Annotated in this window: 17 protein-coding genes; 14 read left to right on the plus strand and 3 right to left on the minus strand. The window is 62.4% G+C overall.

The genetic code is table 11. From position 1 onward, the window contains the following. Window positions 1-62: 62 nt before the first annotated feature. Complete coding sequence (locus GUC32_RS12525) at window positions 63-995, minus strand: LysR substrate-binding domain-containing protein (protein ID WP_369435245.1); 933 nt, start codon at window positions 993-995, stop codon at window positions 63-65. Window positions 996-1,165: 170 nt separating this feature from the next. On the opposite strand from GUC32_RS12525, the gene GUC32_RS12530 reads away from it, so the two are divergent. The 9 genes from GUC32_RS12530 to GUC32_RS12570 all read left to right on the plus strand — a co-directional run bounded on the left by GUC32_RS12530 (window position 1,166) and on the right by GUC32_RS12570 (window position 8,599). Continuing rightward, entirely contained in the window at window positions 1,166-2,116 is a 951-nt protein-coding gene (locus tag GUC32_RS12530; protein ID WP_043143464.1) for a branched-chain amino acid ABC transporter permease, read from the plus strand. A gap of 10 nt (window positions 2,117-2,126) precedes the next feature. Next, on the plus strand, window positions 2,127-3,239 hold the full coding sequence (locus tag GUC32_RS12535; RefSeq protein WP_025302933.1) for an ABC transporter ATP-binding protein: 1,113 nt from the start codon (window positions 2,127-2,129) through the stop codon (window positions 3,237-3,239). Then, the gene (locus GUC32_RS12540) at window positions 3,236-4,006 is read left to right on the plus strand and encodes an ABC transporter ATP-binding protein (RefSeq protein ID WP_025302934.1); all 771 of its coding nucleotides are present in this window, start codon (window positions 3,236-3,238) and stop codon (window positions 4,004-4,006) included. Before GUC32_RS12535 ends, GUC32_RS12540 begins: the two co-directional genes overlap by 4 nt. Continuing rightward, window positions 3,999-4,712 carry an ABC transporter ATP-binding protein gene (locus GUC32_RS12545; RefSeq protein ID WP_025302935.1) on the plus strand — a complete coding sequence of 238 codons (714 nt, stop codon included), beginning with the start codon at window positions 3,999-4,001 and terminating at the stop codon, window positions 4,710-4,712. Before GUC32_RS12540 ends, GUC32_RS12545 begins: the two co-directional genes overlap by 8 nt. 34 nt (window positions 4,713-4,746) lie before the next feature. Next, window positions 4,747-5,898 carry a branched-chain amino acid ABC transporter substrate-binding protein gene (locus tag GUC32_RS12550; protein ID WP_369435246.1) on the plus strand — a complete coding sequence of 384 codons (1,152 nt, stop codon included), beginning with the start codon at window positions 4,747-4,749 and terminating at the stop codon, window positions 5,896-5,898. A gap of 18 nt (window positions 5,899-5,916) precedes the next feature. Further along, window positions 5,917-6,408, plus strand: a complete 492-nt coding sequence (locus tag GUC32_RS12555; protein WP_025302937.1) for an L-2-amino-thiazoline-4-carboxylic acid hydrolase — start codon at window positions 5,917-5,919, stop codon at window positions 6,406-6,408. Then, window positions 6,405-7,631: a Zn-dependent hydrolase gene (locus GUC32_RS12560; RefSeq protein WP_141998168.1), complete on the plus strand. Its 1,227-nt coding sequence runs from the start codon at window positions 6,405-6,407 to the stop codon at window positions 7,629-7,631. Before GUC32_RS12555 ends, GUC32_RS12560 begins: the two co-directional genes overlap by 4 nt. Before the next feature lie 83 nt (window positions 7,632-7,714). Beyond that, window positions 7,715-8,062 (plus strand): helix-turn-helix transcriptional regulator, encoded by a 348-nt coding sequence (locus GUC32_RS12565; protein WP_004938187.1) that lies wholly within the window; start codon window positions 7,715-7,717, stop codon window positions 8,060-8,062. 3 nt (window positions 8,063-8,065) lie between these two features. Beyond that, on the plus strand, window positions 8,066-8,599 hold the full coding sequence (locus tag GUC32_RS12570; protein WP_025302939.1) for an SRPBCC family protein: 534 nt from the start codon (window positions 8,066-8,068) through the stop codon (window positions 8,597-8,599). Here the strand turns inward: GUC32_RS12570 and GUC32_RS12575 are convergent, their stop codons facing one another. Further along, entirely contained in the window at window positions 8,600-9,628 is a 1,029-nt protein-coding gene (locus GUC32_RS12575; protein ID WP_369435247.1) for a transporter, read from the minus strand. It abuts the gene before it with no gap. 186 nt (window positions 9,629-9,814) lie between these two features. Here GUC32_RS12575 and GUC32_RS12580 point away from each other — a divergent pair, with 186 nt between their 5' ends. The 5 genes from GUC32_RS12580 (at window position 9,815) to GUC32_RS12600 (ending at window position 14,967) form a co-directional block, all read left to right on the plus strand. Next, a complete protein-coding gene (locus tag GUC32_RS12580) occupies window positions 9,815-11,425 on the plus strand; it encodes an inorganic phosphate transporter (protein WP_025302941.1) in 1,611 nt (536 codons plus the stop codon). A 26-nt stretch (window positions 11,426-11,451) separates the two neighbouring features. Beyond that, the gene (gene ppk2, locus GUC32_RS12585; protein WP_238969390.1) at window positions 11,452-12,366 is read left to right on the plus strand and encodes a polyphosphate kinase 2; all 915 of its coding nucleotides are present in this window, start codon (window positions 11,452-11,454) and stop codon (window positions 12,364-12,366) included. A gap of 120 nt (window positions 12,367-12,486) precedes the next feature. Further along, window positions 12,487-12,912, plus strand: a complete 426-nt coding sequence (nudI, locus tag GUC32_RS12590) for a nucleoside triphosphatase NudI (RefSeq protein WP_049207497.1) — start codon at window positions 12,487-12,489, stop codon at window positions 12,910-12,912. A 93-nt stretch (window positions 12,913-13,005) separates the two neighbouring features. Then, a complete protein-coding gene (gene pbpG / locus GUC32_RS12595; protein WP_369435248.1) occupies window positions 13,006-13,842 on the plus strand; it encodes a D-alanyl-D-alanine endopeptidase in 837 nt (278 codons plus the stop codon). Between the two features lie 138 nt (window positions 13,843-13,980). Continuing rightward, window positions 13,981-14,967: an MsnO8 family LLM class oxidoreductase gene (locus tag GUC32_RS12600; protein ID WP_369435249.1), complete on the plus strand. Its 987-nt coding sequence runs from the start codon at window positions 13,981-13,983 to the stop codon at window positions 14,965-14,967. Here GUC32_RS12600 and GUC32_RS12605 read toward each other — a convergent pair. Beyond that, on the minus strand, window positions 14,964-16,268 hold the full coding sequence (locus GUC32_RS12605; protein ID WP_043143443.1) for an aminotransferase class I/II-fold pyridoxal phosphate-dependent enzyme: 1,305 nt from the start codon (window positions 16,266-16,268) through the stop codon (window positions 14,964-14,966). The two genes, GUC32_RS12600 and GUC32_RS12605, sit on opposite strands and share 4 nt — an antisense overlap. Window positions 16,269-16,323 lie beyond the last annotated feature (55 nt).

Raw genomic sequence — 16,323 nt, forward strand, 5'->3', positions numbered from 1 at the left:
CGACACAGGAACCCGCACTCTACTGCAAGCCGCCAGGTGCTGAAAGACGCGTTGGTTGTAGATTATTCCCCGACGTTCTGAGCCGCCGCCTCACGCCGCAGCCATTGCCGCAGATTTTCGCCTTCCTGCGACAGCTCGCTATCCAGTCGAGCGCACAGGTAATAATCGCGGCCGTCGTCGATCGGCAGATCGAACATTTTGATCAACTCACCGCTCTCAAGGTACTGGGCGATTAACGGTTCACGCATCAACGCGCACCCTAGCCCCGCCTGCACCGCCGCCAGTGTCAACAATCCGTCTTCAAACATCGGCCCGATGCTGCGCAGCGGGCGTTTAACGCCGGCCAGCTGAAACCATTGCATCCAGGTATTGCGCTCCTCGTCGTGCAGCAGCGGCAGCGTCGCCAGCTGATCCGGCGTATCCAGCAAACCGTGCAGTTTACTGAATGCCCGGCTGCACACCGGCACCATTTGGCCAGACATCAGCTTTTCGCTGCGATAGCCGGTCCACTGCCCAACCCCGAAGCGGATCGACAGATCGGCGGCGTCGCTCAGGTAATTGCGGTGGTTGGCGTAAACCACATTGATGTCGATATCCGGATTTTCGCGTAAAAAGCCACGCAGCCGCGGAATGAACCAGCCCATGCCGAACAGCGGGATCAGGCTGATGGTGACCTGCCGCGATGCGGACTGCTCGCGCACGTGTTCGGTCGCCTGGCGCAGCACGTTAAACGCCGAGCGAATCGAACGGTAATACTCCCGCCCCTCGCTGCGCAGCACCAGGTTACGCCCCTGCCGTTCGGTCAACGGCATCTGCAAAAATGCCTCCAGCGTTTTGAGTTGATGACTGACCGCCGAAGGCGAAATCATCAGCTCGTTAGCCGCCGCGCTGATGCCACCCAGGCGCGCGATGGCTTCGAACGCCCGCACGGCGCGCAGCGGCGGATCGTTCGGCAGCATCGGCAATGGCTCATCGTACTGTTCTTTTTTTTTCATATATTGACTGTTTTTGGGAGATCGACACTGAAGGGATGGGTTCAATATACATAAAAATCAACGTATTAAAATCACTCGTTTTTTGTATAAGAAAGTATTTTTCCGTATTTTACAATTTTTTTAAATTCTCTACTGTGAGCCTCCTGACTCATTATCTCCGGACTCTCCTTATGGATACGCTGGTACAGCAAACCGTCAACGGTTTGATGCTCGGCAGCATCTATGCGCTGATCGCGCTCGGTTACACCATGGTGTACGGCATCCTGCGCATCATCAATTTCGCGCACGGCGACGTGCTGATGGTCGGTGCGCTGAGCGCGTTGTCGGCGATCGGCGTGTTGCAACACCACTTTCCCGCGTTATCGCCGTACGCCACGCTGCTGCTGGCGGCCCTGTTCGCCATGGCGGTCTGCGCTATTACCTCGATGGCGATCGAGCGTCTCGCCTACCGCCGGTTGCGCACTGCGCCGCGCCTGGCTCCGCTGATCAGCGGCATCGGCGTCTCGCTGCTGCTGCAAACCCTGGCGATGCTGATCTGGTCACGCAATCCCCTGATGTTTCCGCAGCTGCTGCCAATGACCCCCATCGCCCTGACTGCAGGCAGCGGCGGGCATGCGCCAGCGGTGATCACCGGCACGGCGATCGTCACGCTGGCGGTGGCCGTGGCGGTCATGGCCGGCCTCTGGCTGCTGGTCGAACACAGCCGTTTCGGCCGCGCCATGCGCGCCACGGCGGAAAACCCGCAGGTCGCCGGCCTGATGGGCATCAGTCCTGACCGCATCATCGTTCTGACCTTTGCGCTCGGCGGCGCGCTGGCGGCGGTGGCCGGCATCATGATGGCCAGCAACTACGGCAACGCCGGTTTCTCGATGGGCTTTCTGCCGGGCATCAAGGCGTTTACCGCCGCCGTGCTCGGCGGCATCGGCAACCTGCGCGGCGCGATGCTCGGCGGATTGCTGCTGGGCCTGTTCGAATCGCTGGGCACCGGCTATCTCGGCGAGCTGACCGGCGGCGTGTTCGGCAGCAACTACCAGGACGTGTTCGCGTTTCTGGTGCTGATCGCCGTACTGGTCTTCCGCCCCTCCGGGCTCTTGGGCGAACGCATCGCCACGCGCGCATAAGGACATCACCATGACCGTTTTGACTCCCCCCGTTCCTCTGGCCACGCCGCGTCGCGCCAGGCTGGGGCTGACGCTGTTCATTCTCGCGCTGCTGCTGGCGCCCTGGGTGGCGGGCGCCGCCGGCGGCAACTACTGGGTGCGGGTCGTCGACTTCGCCCTGCTGTACCTGATGCTGGCGCTCGGGCTGAACATCGTAGTGGGCATGACCGGGTTGCTGGACATGGGCTTTATCGCCTTTTACGCCGTCGGCGCCTATTTGGCCGCGCTGCTGTCATCACCGCATCTGACGCAGCAATTCCCGCTGCTGCTGCAGTGGTTCCCCGACGGGCTGCACCTGTCGATGCTGTGGCTGATCCCGCTGGCGGCGCTGCTGGCGGCGGCGTGCGGCATCCTGCTTGGCGCGCCGACGCTGCGGCTGCGCGGCGACTATCTGGCGATCGTCACGCTCGGTTTCGGCGAGATCGTGCGCATTCTGATGCGTAACCTCGATCGCCCGGTCAACCTCACCAACGGCCCTAAAGGCATTTCCGGCATCGACCCGGTCAGCCTGTTCGGCCTGAAGTTTTCCGGCATGCATGAGTGGTTCGGCGTGCGTTTCTCCGGGCTGTATCTCTATTACTACCTGTTCGCCGCGCTGCTTCTGGCGATCCTGTTTATCAGCCTGCGGCTGCAAAACTCGCGCATTGGCCGCGCATGGACAGCGATCCGCGAAGACGAGGACGCCGCGCGGGCGATGGGCATCAATACCCGCAACTTCAAGCTGCTGGCCTTCGCCATCGGCGCCACCTTTGGCGGTGTGGCCGGCGCGTTGTTTGCCGCGTTTCAGGGCTTCGTGTCGCCGGAATCGTTCACTCTGCAGGAATCGATCGCCGTACTGGCGATGGTGGTGCTCGGCGGCATGGGGCACATCCCCGGCGTGATCCTGGGCGCGCTGCTGCTGGCCGCCCTGCCGGAGCTGCTGCGCAGCAGCATGGGGCCGCTGCAGCAGGCGCTGTTCGGTCAGGTGCTGATCGACCCGGAAATCATTCGCCAACTGTTTTACGGCCTGGCGTTGATCCTGGTGATGCTTTATCGCCCGGCGGGCCTGTGGCCGGCTCGCCATGCTGGGAGGACCGCCGCATGACGCCACTGCTCGCTTTAAATCACGTCAGCAAACGTTTCGGCGGCCTGACGGCGGTGGATGACGTCAGCATGAGCATCCGCCAGGGGGAAATCTACGGCCTGATCGGGCCGAACGGCGCCGGTAAGACCACCTGCTTCAACCTGATCACCGGCCTGTATCGCGCCGACGCGGGCGAATTCCGCCTGGCGGGCCAGCGCTATAAGCCCCAGGCGATCGACAAAGTGGCGCAGGCCGGCATTGCCCGCACCTTCCAAAACCTGCGGTTGTTCAATGAAATGAGCGTGCTGGAAAACGTGATGGTCGGCTGCCACGTGCGCACCCGCAACGGCCTGTGGGCGGCGATCGCCCGGCACCGTCGCGCCAGGGAGGAGGAACAGGCGGTGCGCGATAAATCTCATGCGCTGCTGGAGTACGTCGGCATCAGCCAATTCGCTCATTACCGCGCCGGCGATCTCGCCTACGGCCATCAGCGGCGGCTGGAGATTGCCCGCGCGCTGGCGACCGAGCCCCGGTTGCTGGCGCTGGACGAACCGGCGGCCGGCATGAACGCCGGAGAAAAAGTGGCGCTGCGCGAACTGCTGCTGCGCATCCGCGACAGCGGCAAAACGCTGCTGCTGATTGAACATGACGTCAAGCTGGTGATGGGTCTGTGCGATCGGCTGACGGTGCTGGATTACGGTAAAGCGATCGCCGAAGGCGAACCGGCGCAGGTGCGGCGCGAACCGGCGGTCATTCAGGCCTATCTGGGAGGTGGCGCGCATGTCTGAAGCCCTGCTGAGCGTTAAACGACTCAAAGTGTCTTATGGCGGCATTCATGCGGTCAAAGGCATCGATTTCACGGTGAACGCCAGCGAACAGGTGACGCTGATCGGCGCCAATGGCGCGGGCAAAACCTCCAGCCTGCGGGCGCTGACCGGCCTGCAGCCGTTTGAGGGCGACATCCTGTTCGACGGCCGTTCGATTCGCGGCATGCCGCCGCACCGCTTGCTGCAACAGGGGCTGGTGATGGTGCCGGAGGGACGCGGCATTTTCACCCGCCTGACGGTGCGAGAAAACCTGCAGCTGGGCGCCTATGCGCGGCGTGACGCATCGGCGGTGCGGCAAGATTTCGAACGCGTGTGCGCCACCTTCCCACGGCTGAGCGAGCGCCTGCATCAACCGGCCGGGCTGCTTTCCGGCGGTGAACAACAGATGGTGGCGATGGGCCGCGCGCTGCTCAGCCGCCCGCGGCTGCTGATATTGGACGAACCGTCGATGGGGCTGGCGCCGATTGTGGTGGAGGCCATTTTCTCGGTCATCAAGCAGTTGGCCCGTGACGGCGTCACGCTGCTGTTGGTCGAGCAGAACGCCCGCCTGGCGCTGGCGTCCACCGATCGCGCCTACGTATTGGACAGCGGCCGCCTGAGCCACAGCGGCCGCTCCGCCGACATGCTGGACGATGAAAAAATCAAACAGATCTATTTGGGTGAATAACCGTTGTTACCTTTAACCGCACCAGGAGTATGACATGCAGCAGAACATTCGCATCAAGCCGTTGGCGCTGGCCGCCATGACAATGATCCTGAGCCTCCCGGCGCTGGCGGACGACACCGTGCTGATCGGCCTGGCCGGGCCGCTGACCGGCCCTTCCGCGCGCATCGGCAAAGATCTCGAAAACGGCGCACGGCTGGCGATCGCCGACGCTAACGCACAGAAACCGACGCTGAACGGCAAACCGGTCACCTTCAAATTACTGTCCGAGGACGATCAGTCCGACCCGCGCACCGCCGTGGCCGTGGCGCAGCGCTTGGTCGACGAAGGCGTCGCCGGCGTGGTCGGCCACTGGAACACCGGCACCAGCATCCCGGCGGCGCGCATCTACCACGACGCCGGTATCGCTCAGGTGGCGCCGGTGGCGACCGGTCACGGCTACACGCAGCAAGGCTTTGACACCAGCTTCCGCGTGATGGGCCACGACGACGACGGCGGCAACTACGCCGGGCAATATGCGGTGAAAACGCTGAAAGCCAAGCGTATCGCGGTAATCGACGATCGCACCGCTTTCGGCCAGGGGCTGGCGGACGAGTTTATCAAATCGCTGCAGGCCCAGGGCGTGCAGCCGGTCACCCGCGAGTATGTGGATGACAAGACCGTCGATTTCAGCGCCGTGCTGACCACCGTGCGCAGTAAACACGCCGATCTGATTTTCTTCGGCGGCGTGGATTCTCAAGCGGCGCCGTTGGCACGCAAGCTGAAACAGCTGGGCATGAACGCGCAGCTGATGGGCGCCGGCGGCTTCGTCAGCCAAACCTTCCTGACGCTGGCGCAGCGGGAAGGCGAAGGCGTCGTCGCGCTGGAGCCGGGGCTGCCGCTGGAACAGATGCCGGGCGGCAAGGCGTTTGAACAAGCCTACCGCGATCGTTATCACACCCACATCGAACTGCATGCGCCCTTCGCCTACGACGCCACCCGGGTGCTGATCGCCGCCATTGAGCAAGCCGATTCGGCCAATCCGGCCGATTATCTGCCGAAACTGCGCGCCATACATTACCAGGGCGTCACCGGCGCCATTGCCTTCGATGCGCAAGGCAACCTGCAACAGCCGAGCTTCACCCTGTACCGGGTGGTTGACGGCAAATGGCAGCCGCAAACCGTGTTGGGCGGCGCCAAGTCACAATAAATCAAGAGGAGCAAGGCGATGAGCTGTGCAAAAAACGAATTGGGCATTTTGGCCCGCAGAAAGATCGAGGCGGAGATCATCAAACCGATCTACCAGATCCTGGTGCGTGAAATCGGCAAGGCGCGCGCCCAGGCGGTGATCGGCGAAGCCATCGAGAATGCCGCCATCGAGGCGGGCAAACAGTTCGCCGCCCAGGAACCGAACGGCGCGGATCTGCGCAGCTTCGCCGCCTTGCAGTACCTGTGGGAAAAAGACGATGCGCTGCGCGTCGAGGTGATCAATCAGGACGCGCAGCACTTCGACTATAACGTCACCCGCTGCCGCTACGCCGAGATGTATCACGAGATGGGGCTGGGGGAGATCGGCCACCTGCTCTCCTGCGCCCGCGACAGCCAGTTCATCGTCGGCTATGCCCCAGAGGTTGACCTGCAGCGCAGCCAAACCATCATGTCCGGCGCCCCCTGCTGCGATTTTCGCTACACCGCCAAAACGTCGGGAGAAGAACAATGACGTATCGGGTCAACGGCGAGCGCCTGTGGCAAAGCCTGCACGCGATGGCGCAGTTCGGCGCCATCGCCGATAACGGCGTCACCCGGCTGGCGCTGAGTGAAGAAGATCGCCAAGCGCGCGAGCAGCTGCGCGCCTGGGCGCTGGAGGCAGGTTGTAACGTGCGCGTCGATCGGATGGGCAACATGTTCCTGCGCCGTGAAGGCGCGCGCCCCGAATTGCCGCCGGTCGTCACCGGTTCTCACGGCGACTCGCAGCCCCGCGGCGGCCGTTTCGACGGCATCTACGGCGTGCTGGCCGGATTGGAGGTTATTCGTACCCTTAACGATCGGCAGATCGTCACCGAACGCCCGATTGAAGTGATCAACTGGACTAACGAAGAAGGCGCACGCTTTGCGCCGGCGATGATCGCCTCCGGGGTGTTCGCCGGGGTATTCGACCTGGAATACGGCCTGACGCGCCGCGACGAGCACGGCGTCAGCCTTGGCGACGCACTGGAACGCATTGGTTACGCCGGCGAGCACCCGGTGGGCGGCACGCCGATCCACGCCGCCTTCGAACTGCACATCGAACAGGGGCCGATTCTGGAAGCGGAACATCTCGACATCGGCGTGGTGACCGCCGCACAAGGGCAGCGCTGGTATGAGCTGGAGGTCGTCGGCTTCAGCGCCCATGCCGGCACCACGCCAATGGATCGACGCCGCGACGCCCTGCTGGGCTTTACGGCGCTGGTCACGGCGGTCAACCGCATCGGTTGGGATTTTGCGCCCGATGCGCGCGCCACGGTGGGCATGGCGCAAATTACCCCCAATTCACGCAACGTGGTGCCGGGACGCGTCTTTTTCAGCGTCGAATTCCGCCATCCGCAGGAGTCTACCCTGGAGCAGATGGAGCAGCGTCTGCTGACGGCGGTGAACGCCGTCAACGGCGGTGGTCTGACCGCCCGCGCCGACCGCATCTTCCAGTATCCCCCGATCGCTTTTGATCGGGGCTGCATCGACAGCGTACGCCACGCCGCGCAAGCATTGGGCTATCGCCATCGCGACATGATTTCCGGCGCCGGCCACGATGCCTGTTACCTTAACCGCGTCGCCCCGACCGCCATGATTTTCATTCCCTGCGTGGACGGCATCAGCCACAACGAGCGGGAAGATATCACCCCCGCCTGGGCCGCCGCAGGCGCCGACGTGTTGCTCAACGCCCTGCTGGCGCACACCTGCGCCTGATCCTCGCCCCGGTTTCTCGCCGGGGCAAAAAAATATTCAACAAAACGGTTGAATATTAGCCCACCTGTTCTATATTCAACCATATGGTTGAATTATCTTCCTCACAGCTGGACGCCATTTTTCATGCGCTGGCCGACCCGACCCGCCGTTCGATGTTACGCGCGCTGGCCGGCGGTGAGCGCAGCATCGGCGAACTGGCCGCGCCGTTGCAGATGTCGTTCGCCGGCGCCTCCAAGCACGTGAAAGCACTGGAACATGCGGGCCTGGTGCAACGCACCGTGCAAGGAAGAAACCATATCTGCCGGCTCGAACCCGAGCCTATGGCGCAGGCCATGCACTGGCTGCAAACCTATGAACATTTCTGGACTGAACGGCTGGATGCGCTCGAACAGGCGCTGCTACAGCCCGAACAGCTTCCTCCCAAGGAGTGAACCATGAATGATTACGGCATGATTATCGAACCCGGCACGCTGCGCATCCAGCGCTTGCTGCCTGGGCCCATCGAGCGGGTGTGGGCTTACCTGACCGAATCCGACAAGCGCGCCACCTGGCTGGCGTCCGGCGCCATGAAGTTGGAAAACGGCGCACCGCTGGAGCTGGAGTTTCGCAACTCCGATCTGGCCGGCGAGCACGAGCAACCGCCGGCCAAGTACAAACAGCACGGCGGCTGTGTCAGCAACCGCGGCCACATCACCTGCCTGTTCCCGCCGCGCCTGCTGAGCTTTACCTGGGCCGAACAGGATCAGGGGCGCCCTTCCGAAGTGACCTTCGAACTGACGGAGCAGGGAAACGCGGTGCTGCTGACGGTCACCCACCGGCGCTTGGCCAACCGCGACGAGATGCTCAGCGTCGCCGGCGGCTGGCACACTCATCTGGATATCCTGCTGGATCGCCTGCACGACCGGGCGCCGCAGCCGTTCTGGAGCACCCATGCCCGGCTGGAAGAAGAGTACCGCGCCCGCCTGTAATTACGTCTCGTCCCTGCGCCTGAACGCCAAATAACCGGCGATCAGCGTAAAACTGCCGACCAGCAACACCAGCAGGATAAAACCGTGGTGATTGCTGGCCAGCGGGATCCCCCCCACGTTCATGCCAAAGAAACCGGCGACGATATTGATCGGCAATGCCAGCACGGTGATCACCGTCAGGGTGTAAAGCGTGCGGTTATTCTGCTCCATCAGTTTGGCGCTCAGCTCCTCCTGCAGCAGCCGAATGCGTTCGGTCAGGCTGGCGAGATCGTTCAACACCACGGTGAACTCTTCGGTAAACTGCCGCAGATCCTGCACCACCTCACGGCTCAGCCAGGTCGGCGGCCGGTTCAACAGGCGAAACAGCGCGGCCGGTTCCGGCGCCAGCAGACGTTGAAAGCGCAATAACATGCGGCGCATGCGCCCCAGCTCGGCGCGATTGCGTTTGACGCGTCGAGTCAGCAGACGATCCTCGATGGTATCGACATACTGGTTGGCCTGCCGCACCACCTGCTCCAGCACGTCCTCCTGCTCTTCCAGCAGGTGCGCCAGCAGCTCGGTAGACGACGCCAGCTCCAGCGCCGTCAGGCGGCCAAGCAGCCGTTCAATCAATCGCACCGGTTTGTGACGCACGGTGACCACCAGCCCACGGCAGCAATAGAGCCACAGCGTCGCCGTTTCCGGGTTGCTGTCCTCAGGGTGGAAAATCACGTCGTTGAGCACCGCGAACAGATCGTCGCCCTGGCGCTCGATGCGCGTGGTGTGGGAGCCGTGGCGGATCTCGTGAAAGAAAAAATCGGAAATGGCGAAATGGTTTTTCAACCACTTCTCCGCCGCCGCGTGGTTGAGATTGAGGTGCAGCCAGACAAAGCCGTCGCCGGGCGGCAACGCTTGGTAGGCCTGACAAACCTGCTGCGAGTTCAGGCGCGCCGGCACCTCACCGGAGCGGAACACATGGCCGTAGATCAGCCCGGTCACCTCATCATCAAAATCCAGCTTGTGCATCTTTTCCGCTAACCGTTGCACCATAACGCCATATCCTGCCTGTTGCCGTTAACCCAAGACCTTCCCCGCTGTTATAACAATCTTTATTTATCGGCGTTAATGATTTTCGCCGTTCCCGATGATTAATATTTTCGTCATAAAAAGGCCACATTCATTCAGAATACTTTTCAGGCGACAGCTACCGCATTCAATCCTTTCAGGAAGGTCATTATGAGCGATAACAGCGCCGTTCAAACGGGTGTGCCGGCCGCATCCAGCCTGCCCAAGCTGCATCAAAAGAACAGTCGACTCACTGTTCTTTTTTTTGTTTTCTTATTAATTCTGGGGATCGCGTTTGCCGGAGTGAACTTATTTAACGACGTCAGCGATGCCGGCGCCGTCTATACCAGTTACATTCCGTTTTTATTATTGGGGCTGGCGCTGCTGATCGCGCTGGGCTTTGAATTCGTCAACGGCTTCCACGATACCGCCAATGCGGTCGCGACGGTGATTTACACCCACTCGCTGTCGCCGATGGTCGCCGTGGTGTGGTCCGGTTTCTTCAACTTTCTCGGCGTGTTGCTCTCCAGCGGCGTGGTGGCCTTCGGCATCATTTCACTGCTGCCGGTCGAGCTGATCCTGCAAGCCGGCACCGGCAACGGTTTCGCCATGGTGTACGCCCTGCTGTTCTCCGCCATCATCTGGAACCTCGGCACCTGGTGGCTCGGGCTGCCCGCCTCGTCGTCGCATACGCTCATCGGCTCGATTATCGGCGTCGGCGTGGCCAATGCCCTGATCCACGGCCGCACCGGCACCAGCGGCGTGGACTGGGGCCAGGCGATCAAGGTGGGCTATGCGCTGCTGCTGTCGCCGGTGATCGGCTTCGTGTTCGCCGGCCTGCTGCTGCTGGCGCTAAAGCTGTTCGTCAAGAACCGCCAGTTGTACAGCGCGCCTAAAGGCAATACCCCGCCGCCGCTGTGGATCCGCGGGCTGCTGATCCTCACCTGCACCGGCGTTTCCTTTGCCCACGGCTCCAACGACGGGCAGAAAGGCATGGGCCTTATCATGCTGATCCTGGTGGGCACCATGCCGATCGCCTACGCCCTGAACCGTTCGATGCCGCCGGAGCAGATCCCCCGGGTGGCGGCGCTGGCGGAGGTGACCAAAAACGAGCTGCTGCGCCAGTTCCCGGCCGGCGGCCAAACCCCGCCGCGTGAGGTGTTGACCGGCTATGTGCGCACCAGCGAACTGACGCCGGAAGTCGTACCGGCGCTGGCGCAGCTGGCCGGCGCGATCGGCGATCAAATCCGTCAGTACGGCTCGGTCGACAAGATCCCGGCGCAGGCGGTGTCGAACACCCGCAACGACATGTACCTGGCGTCCGAGACCATCAAGCACCTCAAAGCAGAGCGTCAGCTGCAGATCAATCCCGATGCGCAGCGCAACCTCGACGCGCTGAAGGGTGAACTCGATAATGCCACCCGCTTCATTCCCTTCTGGGTGAAAGTGGTGGTGGCGATTGCACTGGGGCTCGGCACCATGGTCGGCTGGCGCCGTATCGTGGTGACGGTGGGCGAAAAGATCGGTAAATCGCACCTGACCTACGCCCAGGGCGCCAGCGCCGAACTGGTGGCGATGACCACCATCGGCGCGGCCGATGCCTTCGGTTTGCCGGTTTCGACCACTCACGTACTCTCGTCCGGCATCGCCGGCACCATGGCCGCCAACCGCTCCGGCCTACAGATGGCCACCCTGCGTAATCTACTGATGGCCTGGGTGCTGACGCTGCCGGCCTCGGTGCTGCTGTCGGCGGTGCTGTACTGGATCTTCAACCATTTCTAACACCGGGCTGATACGGAGAAAATCTGATGACCATGCATGAATTCAACCGCGATGACGGTTTCAACCAGCGCCTGCTGCAAGAATTTTACGACAGCTACGATGAAGAGCTGGAAATGGAGCTGGACGACCTGCGCTTCGACGCGGCAGAAGTCGACAGCGACGCGAAAAAAGCCTGGCGCAAACAATACTTCCGCGAACTGCTGCGCCTGCAGGGCGAACTGGTGAAGCTGCAGGATTGGGTGATGCGCACCGGCCACCGGCTGGTGATCATCTTCGAAGGCCGCGACGCCGCCGGCAAGGGTGGCGTGATCAAACGCATCACCCAGCGCCTCAACCCGCGCACTTGCCGCGTGGCGGCGCTGCCGGCGCCAAACGATCGCGAACGCACCCAGTGGTATTTTCAGCGTTACATCGCGCATCTGCCCGCCGCCGGCGAAATAGTGCTGTTCGACCGCAGCTGGTATAACCGCGCCGGCGTGGAACGCGTGATGGGCTTTTGCAACGACGAAGAGTATGAGGAGTTTTTCCGCAGCGTGCCGGAATTCGAAAAAATGCTGACGCGCAGCGGCATCCAAATCGTCAAATATTGGTTTTCGATCACCGATGACGAGCAGGAGCTGCGGTTCCTCAGCCGCATTCACGATCCGCTCAAACAGTGGAAGCTCAGCCCGATGGATCTGGAAAGCCGCCGCCGCTGGGAAGACTACACCGAAGCCAAAGAGATCATGTTAGCGCGCACTAACATTGCCGAGGCACCCTGGTGGGTAGTTCAGGGCGTCGACAAGAAAAAGGCCCGCTTGAACTGCATCACTCACCTGCTGCAGCAGGTGTCTTATGAGGAGGCCGAAGGCAACGTCATCACGCTGCCGCAGCGCAAACGCAGCCCGGAATACCACCGTAGCCCGGTGCCGGACAACATGGTGGTGCCGGAAATCTACTGACCTTAGCGCAGAGAAGCGGTTGCCGCTTCTCTGTACGAGGACAACGCTTTGATTTCTCTCACGCTACTGTGCCAAACCCCATGTTAAAGTGGTTGTTTTCCATTTTGACAGGAGTCTTCCATGCGCCAACGCATCATTGTTTGCCCGCTGATTGAAAACGATAACGCCTTCCTGCTGTGCAAAATGGCGGCGCACAAAGGCGTGTTTCCCGGCCAGTGGGCGCTGTCCGGCGGCGGCGTCGAGCCGGGTGAACGAATAGAACAGGCGCTGCGGCGCGAAGTGCGCGAAGAGCTGGGCGCCGCGCTGATCCTCGACAACATCACGCCCTGGACCTTCCGCGACGACGTGCGTATGAAAACCTACGCCGACGGCCGCCAGGAGCAAATCTACATGATTTACCTGATTTTCGACTGCCATGCCGCCAACCGCGACGTAACGATCAACGACGAGTTCGACGACTACGCCTGGGTGCCGCGCGAGCGCCTGGGGGACTACGATTTGAACGAGGCTACCCGCTTCACGCTGCAGCAAAAGGGATTGTTGTAACAGTTTGAGCGATTATCGCCCTATTTCCTTCACATTTGCCGGGCAGACTCTTTTGATATTTTTTAATCACTTAGGGTCACTATTTCCGCCGTTATGCTTTTATCTCACGCTTTTCTCCGTCTGCCTGTCCGGCGCTTCGGCGCCGCCCTTCTGTTCAGCCTGCTGTTCGTTTTGGCGCCCGTGTATGCCGCTGCGCCACCGCTGGTGCTGAATGCCAAATCGGTGCTGGTCGTCAATCAACGCACCGGAAAGACCCTCTATCAGAAGCAGCCGAACCGCGTACTGCCGATCGCCTCGCTCACCAAGCTGATGACCGCCATGGTCGCCCTGGACAGCAAACGTCCGATGGGCAGCAAGCTCAAAGTCACCGCCGCCGATCGCGATCTGCTGAAGAAAACCCATTCGCGGCTGACCATCGGCTCGGTGCTCAGCCGCCGCGACATGCTGCACATCGCCCTGATGTCTTCGGAGAACCGCGCTGCCGCGGCGCTGAGCCGCAGCTATCCCGGCGGGCGCAAGGCCTTCGTGGCGAAAATGAATCAGAAAGCGCGCGCCATCGGCATGAAACGCGCCCGCTTCTACGATCCGACCGGGCTGACGCCGCGCAACGTGGCGAGCGCCAACGATCTGCTGAAGATGGTCAATCACGCCTATCGCTATCAGTCGATCCGCCGCTTCAGCACCGACAAGCAGCAGATCGTACGCCCCGGCCGCGGCCAACTGGTCTACCGCAGCTCCAATGGCTTAATCAATAACCCGGCCTGGAAGATCCAGCTGCAGAAAACCGGCTTTACCGACGAGGCCGGTCACTGCCTGATGATGCGCACCACCATCAAAGGCCAACCGGTGGTGATGATCCTGCTCGGCGCGCAGCCGCGCTACGGCCACTACCGTGACGCCATTCGCCTGAAGGCCTGGCTCGAGGGGTAACACCGTGGCGCTTTACCGTCCCACGCATATCCAAATCCGTTTTGGATCAATGGAATATCCTATCGCCAATCAGTATTAAGCCTCACGCCGCCCGCATGGTATTTGTCAGGCATATCTGATGATCAAAGGAGCGGGAAAATGGCTTATGCCTTGAGCATATTGGAAAAAAGTCCGATCGCCGACGGGGAAAGCACCGCGCAGGCGTTGGCGCGCACGCTGCATCTGGCGCAACAGGCGGAACGCTGGGGCTATCGGCGTTTCTGGCTGGCGGAACACCACAACACGCCGCAGCTCGCCTGCCCGTCGCCGGAAATACTGATCGGCTACCTGCTCGGCCAGACGTCGCGCATTCGCATCGGCTCTGGCGGCGTGATGCTGCAACACTACAGCGCCTACAAGGTGGCCGAAAACTTCAACCTGCTGGCGGCGCTGGCGCCGGGGCGCGTCGATCTCGGGGTGGGCAAAGCACCCGGCGGGCTGCCGCTCGCCACCCAGGCGCTGCAGGCTGCCCATGACCGACAAAACAAACCGGCATTCCCGCAGCAGCTGTCGCAGCTGACCGCCTACCTGAACGACGACGCCGAACCGGGCCTGAGCGCCACACCGCTGCCGCCGCACGCCGCCCAGCGCTTTCTGCTCGGCGCCAGTAAAGAGAGCGCGACGCTGGCGGCCGAATCCGGCTGGGCCTTCGTGTTCGCCGCGCATCTGAACGGCAATCCGCAAGATATCCGCGAGGCGCTAGCGCACTACACCGCACTGAGCGGCGGCCGCAAGGCGCTGCTGGCGGTGGCGGCGATCGTGGCCCCAAGCGCGGAACAGGCTGAGGCGCTGGCGGCCGATATTCGACAATACCGTGTGCACGTCGCCGGTGAGCAGAGCGTGACCGTCGGCAGCCTGGCGCAGGCAGAGAGTTTCGTGCAGCAGGCCGGCGCCACCGACTACCGCATCGAGCCGCGGGAAAGCCATATCCTGCTTGGTACCGCGCCGCAGGTACATCAGCAACTGGCGCAGCTGCAGCAGCGGTACGACGTGGACGAGTTCATCATCGACACGCCGATCGGCGAACCGAGCGCCCGGCTCACTTCGCTACAGCTGCTGGCGGAGGAGAGCCTGACGCCGGCCTAGTTGATCGCCGCGCTGGCCCGCATGGCGTCGGTCAGATCCTGCGCCAGCGGCGCCAACTGCGCCGGCGTGACGTTAGCCAGGCTGACGCGGAGCGCCGGGCCGCCCTTCAGGCGGAAAGGTTCACCACCCTGCACCAACCACCCCCGCTGCGCCATCAGCTGCGCGGCGGCGGTTTCTGATCTCACCGGCAACCACAGATGCAGCCCTTCACCCGCCGCCAGCGCAGTGTGATTCAACGTATTGAGCCGCTGCACCAGTTCATCCCTTCTGGCCTGATACGCCTGTTGAGCCCGCTGCAGTTGCCCTTCCTGCAACGCCTGTTCCCACAGTCTGGCGGCGATCTGCTGCAAGATATGGCTGACCCAGCGTTCGCTGATGTACTGATCGGCGCGCATCGCCTGCAGCAACGTCGGGTCGCCGCAGGCCAGCGCGATACGCAGATCCGGGCTGAGAAACTTGCTCAGCGACAGCACGTACAGGCCGCGATCGCCGTCGAACGGCAGATGCAGCGGCTGCTGCGACAGCGGCCCCCAGAAATCGTCGACGATCGCCAGACACTGCGGGTTGTCGTGCAGAAAACGCCGCCACTGCTGCGCGCGTTGCGCAGAGAGCGAGGCGCCGGTCGGATTGTGGGCGCGCGGCGTCAGGATCACCGCAGCGGCCGCCCCGCTTTCCGGCAACCGACAGCCCTGTTCATCTACCGCCAGCGGCAGCGGCCGCAGGCGCAGGTGGCGCAACAGCGTCAATAGCGGCGGCCAGCAGGGATCTTCCACCCACACCGCCGCGCCCGGCTGCACATGGCAGCGCAGCGCCTTTTCCATCGCATCCAGCGCGCCGGAGAACACCGCCGGCTCCCCCAGCGCGACGCCCTGGCGGCCGAGCCACTCGCGACCCAGACCGGTCAATATCGGCAGATCACCGCTGATGTCATAGCCGTTTTGCTGCGGGAACACCTCCGCCGTGCCAAGCGCCAGCACCGGCAACAATGCGGCATCCAGGTTACCGCTGGCCAGATCGCACATCCCTGCAGGCACCTGACGCGGCACATAGGCCGCACTCACCGCCGCCAGCGGCGGCTCCAGCACCACCGTTCCGGCCCGCCCGCGCGTCGCCACCAGACCGGCGTCGCGCAATCGGGCGTAAGCGCTGGCGACGGTATTCGGATTGACCTCCAGCTCCGCCGCCAGTTGGCGTACCGGCGGCAACAGCTCACCTGGCCGCAGCGCGCCATCTTTGATGCGTGCGGCGATCTGCTCGGCAATCTGGACAGCGCCGCCGCCTTTTGCATACAATGAATTCATACATAAATCCTTTTGTACTAGTTCAAAATAGATTACCCGTTTCCGCGGCCAAAAG

It is taken from the genome of Serratia sp. NGAS9 (assembly GCF_009905295.1).
Lineage (GTDB): Bacteria > Pseudomonadota > Gammaproteobacteria > Enterobacterales > Enterobacteriaceae > Serratia > Serratia bockelmannii.

Excerpts from the sequence above, each read along its gene's own strand:
- pbpG (WP_369435248.1), top strand. The coding sequence starts at position 13,006 with ATGCTTTTATCTCACGCTTTTCTCCGTCTGCCTGTCCGGCGCTTCGGC.
- GUC32_RS12525 (WP_369435245.1), bottom strand. The coding sequence starts at position 995 with ATGAAAAAAAAAGAACAGTACGATGAGCCATTGCCGATGCTGCCGAAC.
- GUC32_RS12560 (WP_141998168.1), top strand. The coding sequence starts at position 6,405 with ATGACGTATCGGGTCAACGGCGAGCGCCTGTGGCAAAGCCTGCACGCG.
- GUC32_RS12530 (WP_043143464.1), top strand. The coding sequence starts at position 1,166 with ATGGATACGCTGGTACAGCAAACCGTCAACGGTTTGATGCTCGGCAGC.
- GUC32_RS12550 (WP_369435246.1), top strand. The coding sequence starts at position 4,747 with ATGCAGCAGAACATTCGCATCAAGCCGTTGGCGCTGGCCGCCATGACA.
- GUC32_RS12575 (WP_369435247.1), bottom strand. The coding sequence starts at position 9,628 with ATGGTGCAACGGTTAGCGGAAAAGATGCACAAGCTGGATTTTGATGAT.
- GUC32_RS12555 (WP_025302937.1), top strand. The coding sequence starts at position 5,917 with ATGAGCTGTGCAAAAAACGAATTGGGCATTTTGGCCCGCAGAAAGATC.
- GUC32_RS12580 (WP_025302941.1), top strand. The coding sequence starts at position 9,815 with ATGAGCGATAACAGCGCCGTTCAAACGGGTGTGCCGGCCGCATCCAGC.
- GUC32_RS12540 (WP_025302934.1), top strand. The coding sequence starts at position 3,236 with ATGACGCCACTGCTCGCTTTAAATCACGTCAGCAAACGTTTCGGCGGC.
- GUC32_RS12545 (WP_025302935.1), top strand. The coding sequence starts at position 3,999 with ATGTCTGAAGCCCTGCTGAGCGTTAAACGACTCAAAGTGTCTTATGGC.
- nudI (WP_049207497.1), top strand. The coding sequence starts at position 12,487 with ATGCGCCAACGCATCATTGTTTGCCCGCTGATTGAAAACGATAACGCC.
- GUC32_RS12565 (WP_004938187.1), top strand. The coding sequence starts at position 7,715 with ATGGTTGAATTATCTTCCTCACAGCTGGACGCCATTTTTCATGCGCTG.
- GUC32_RS12605 (WP_043143443.1), bottom strand. The coding sequence starts at position 16,268 with ATGAATTCATTGTATGCAAAAGGCGGCGGCGCTGTCCAGATTGCCGAG.
- GUC32_RS12600 (WP_369435249.1), top strand. The coding sequence starts at position 13,981 with ATGGCTTATGCCTTGAGCATATTGGAAAAAAGTCCGATCGCCGACGGG.
- GUC32_RS12570 (WP_025302939.1), top strand. The coding sequence starts at position 8,066 with ATGAATGATTACGGCATGATTATCGAACCCGGCACGCTGCGCATCCAG.
- ppk2 (WP_238969390.1), top strand. The coding sequence starts at position 11,452 with ATGACCATGCATGAATTCAACCGCGATGACGGTTTCAACCAGCGCCTG.
- GUC32_RS12535 (WP_025302933.1), top strand. The coding sequence starts at position 2,127 with ATGACCGTTTTGACTCCCCCCGTTCCTCTGGCCACGCCGCGTCGCGCC.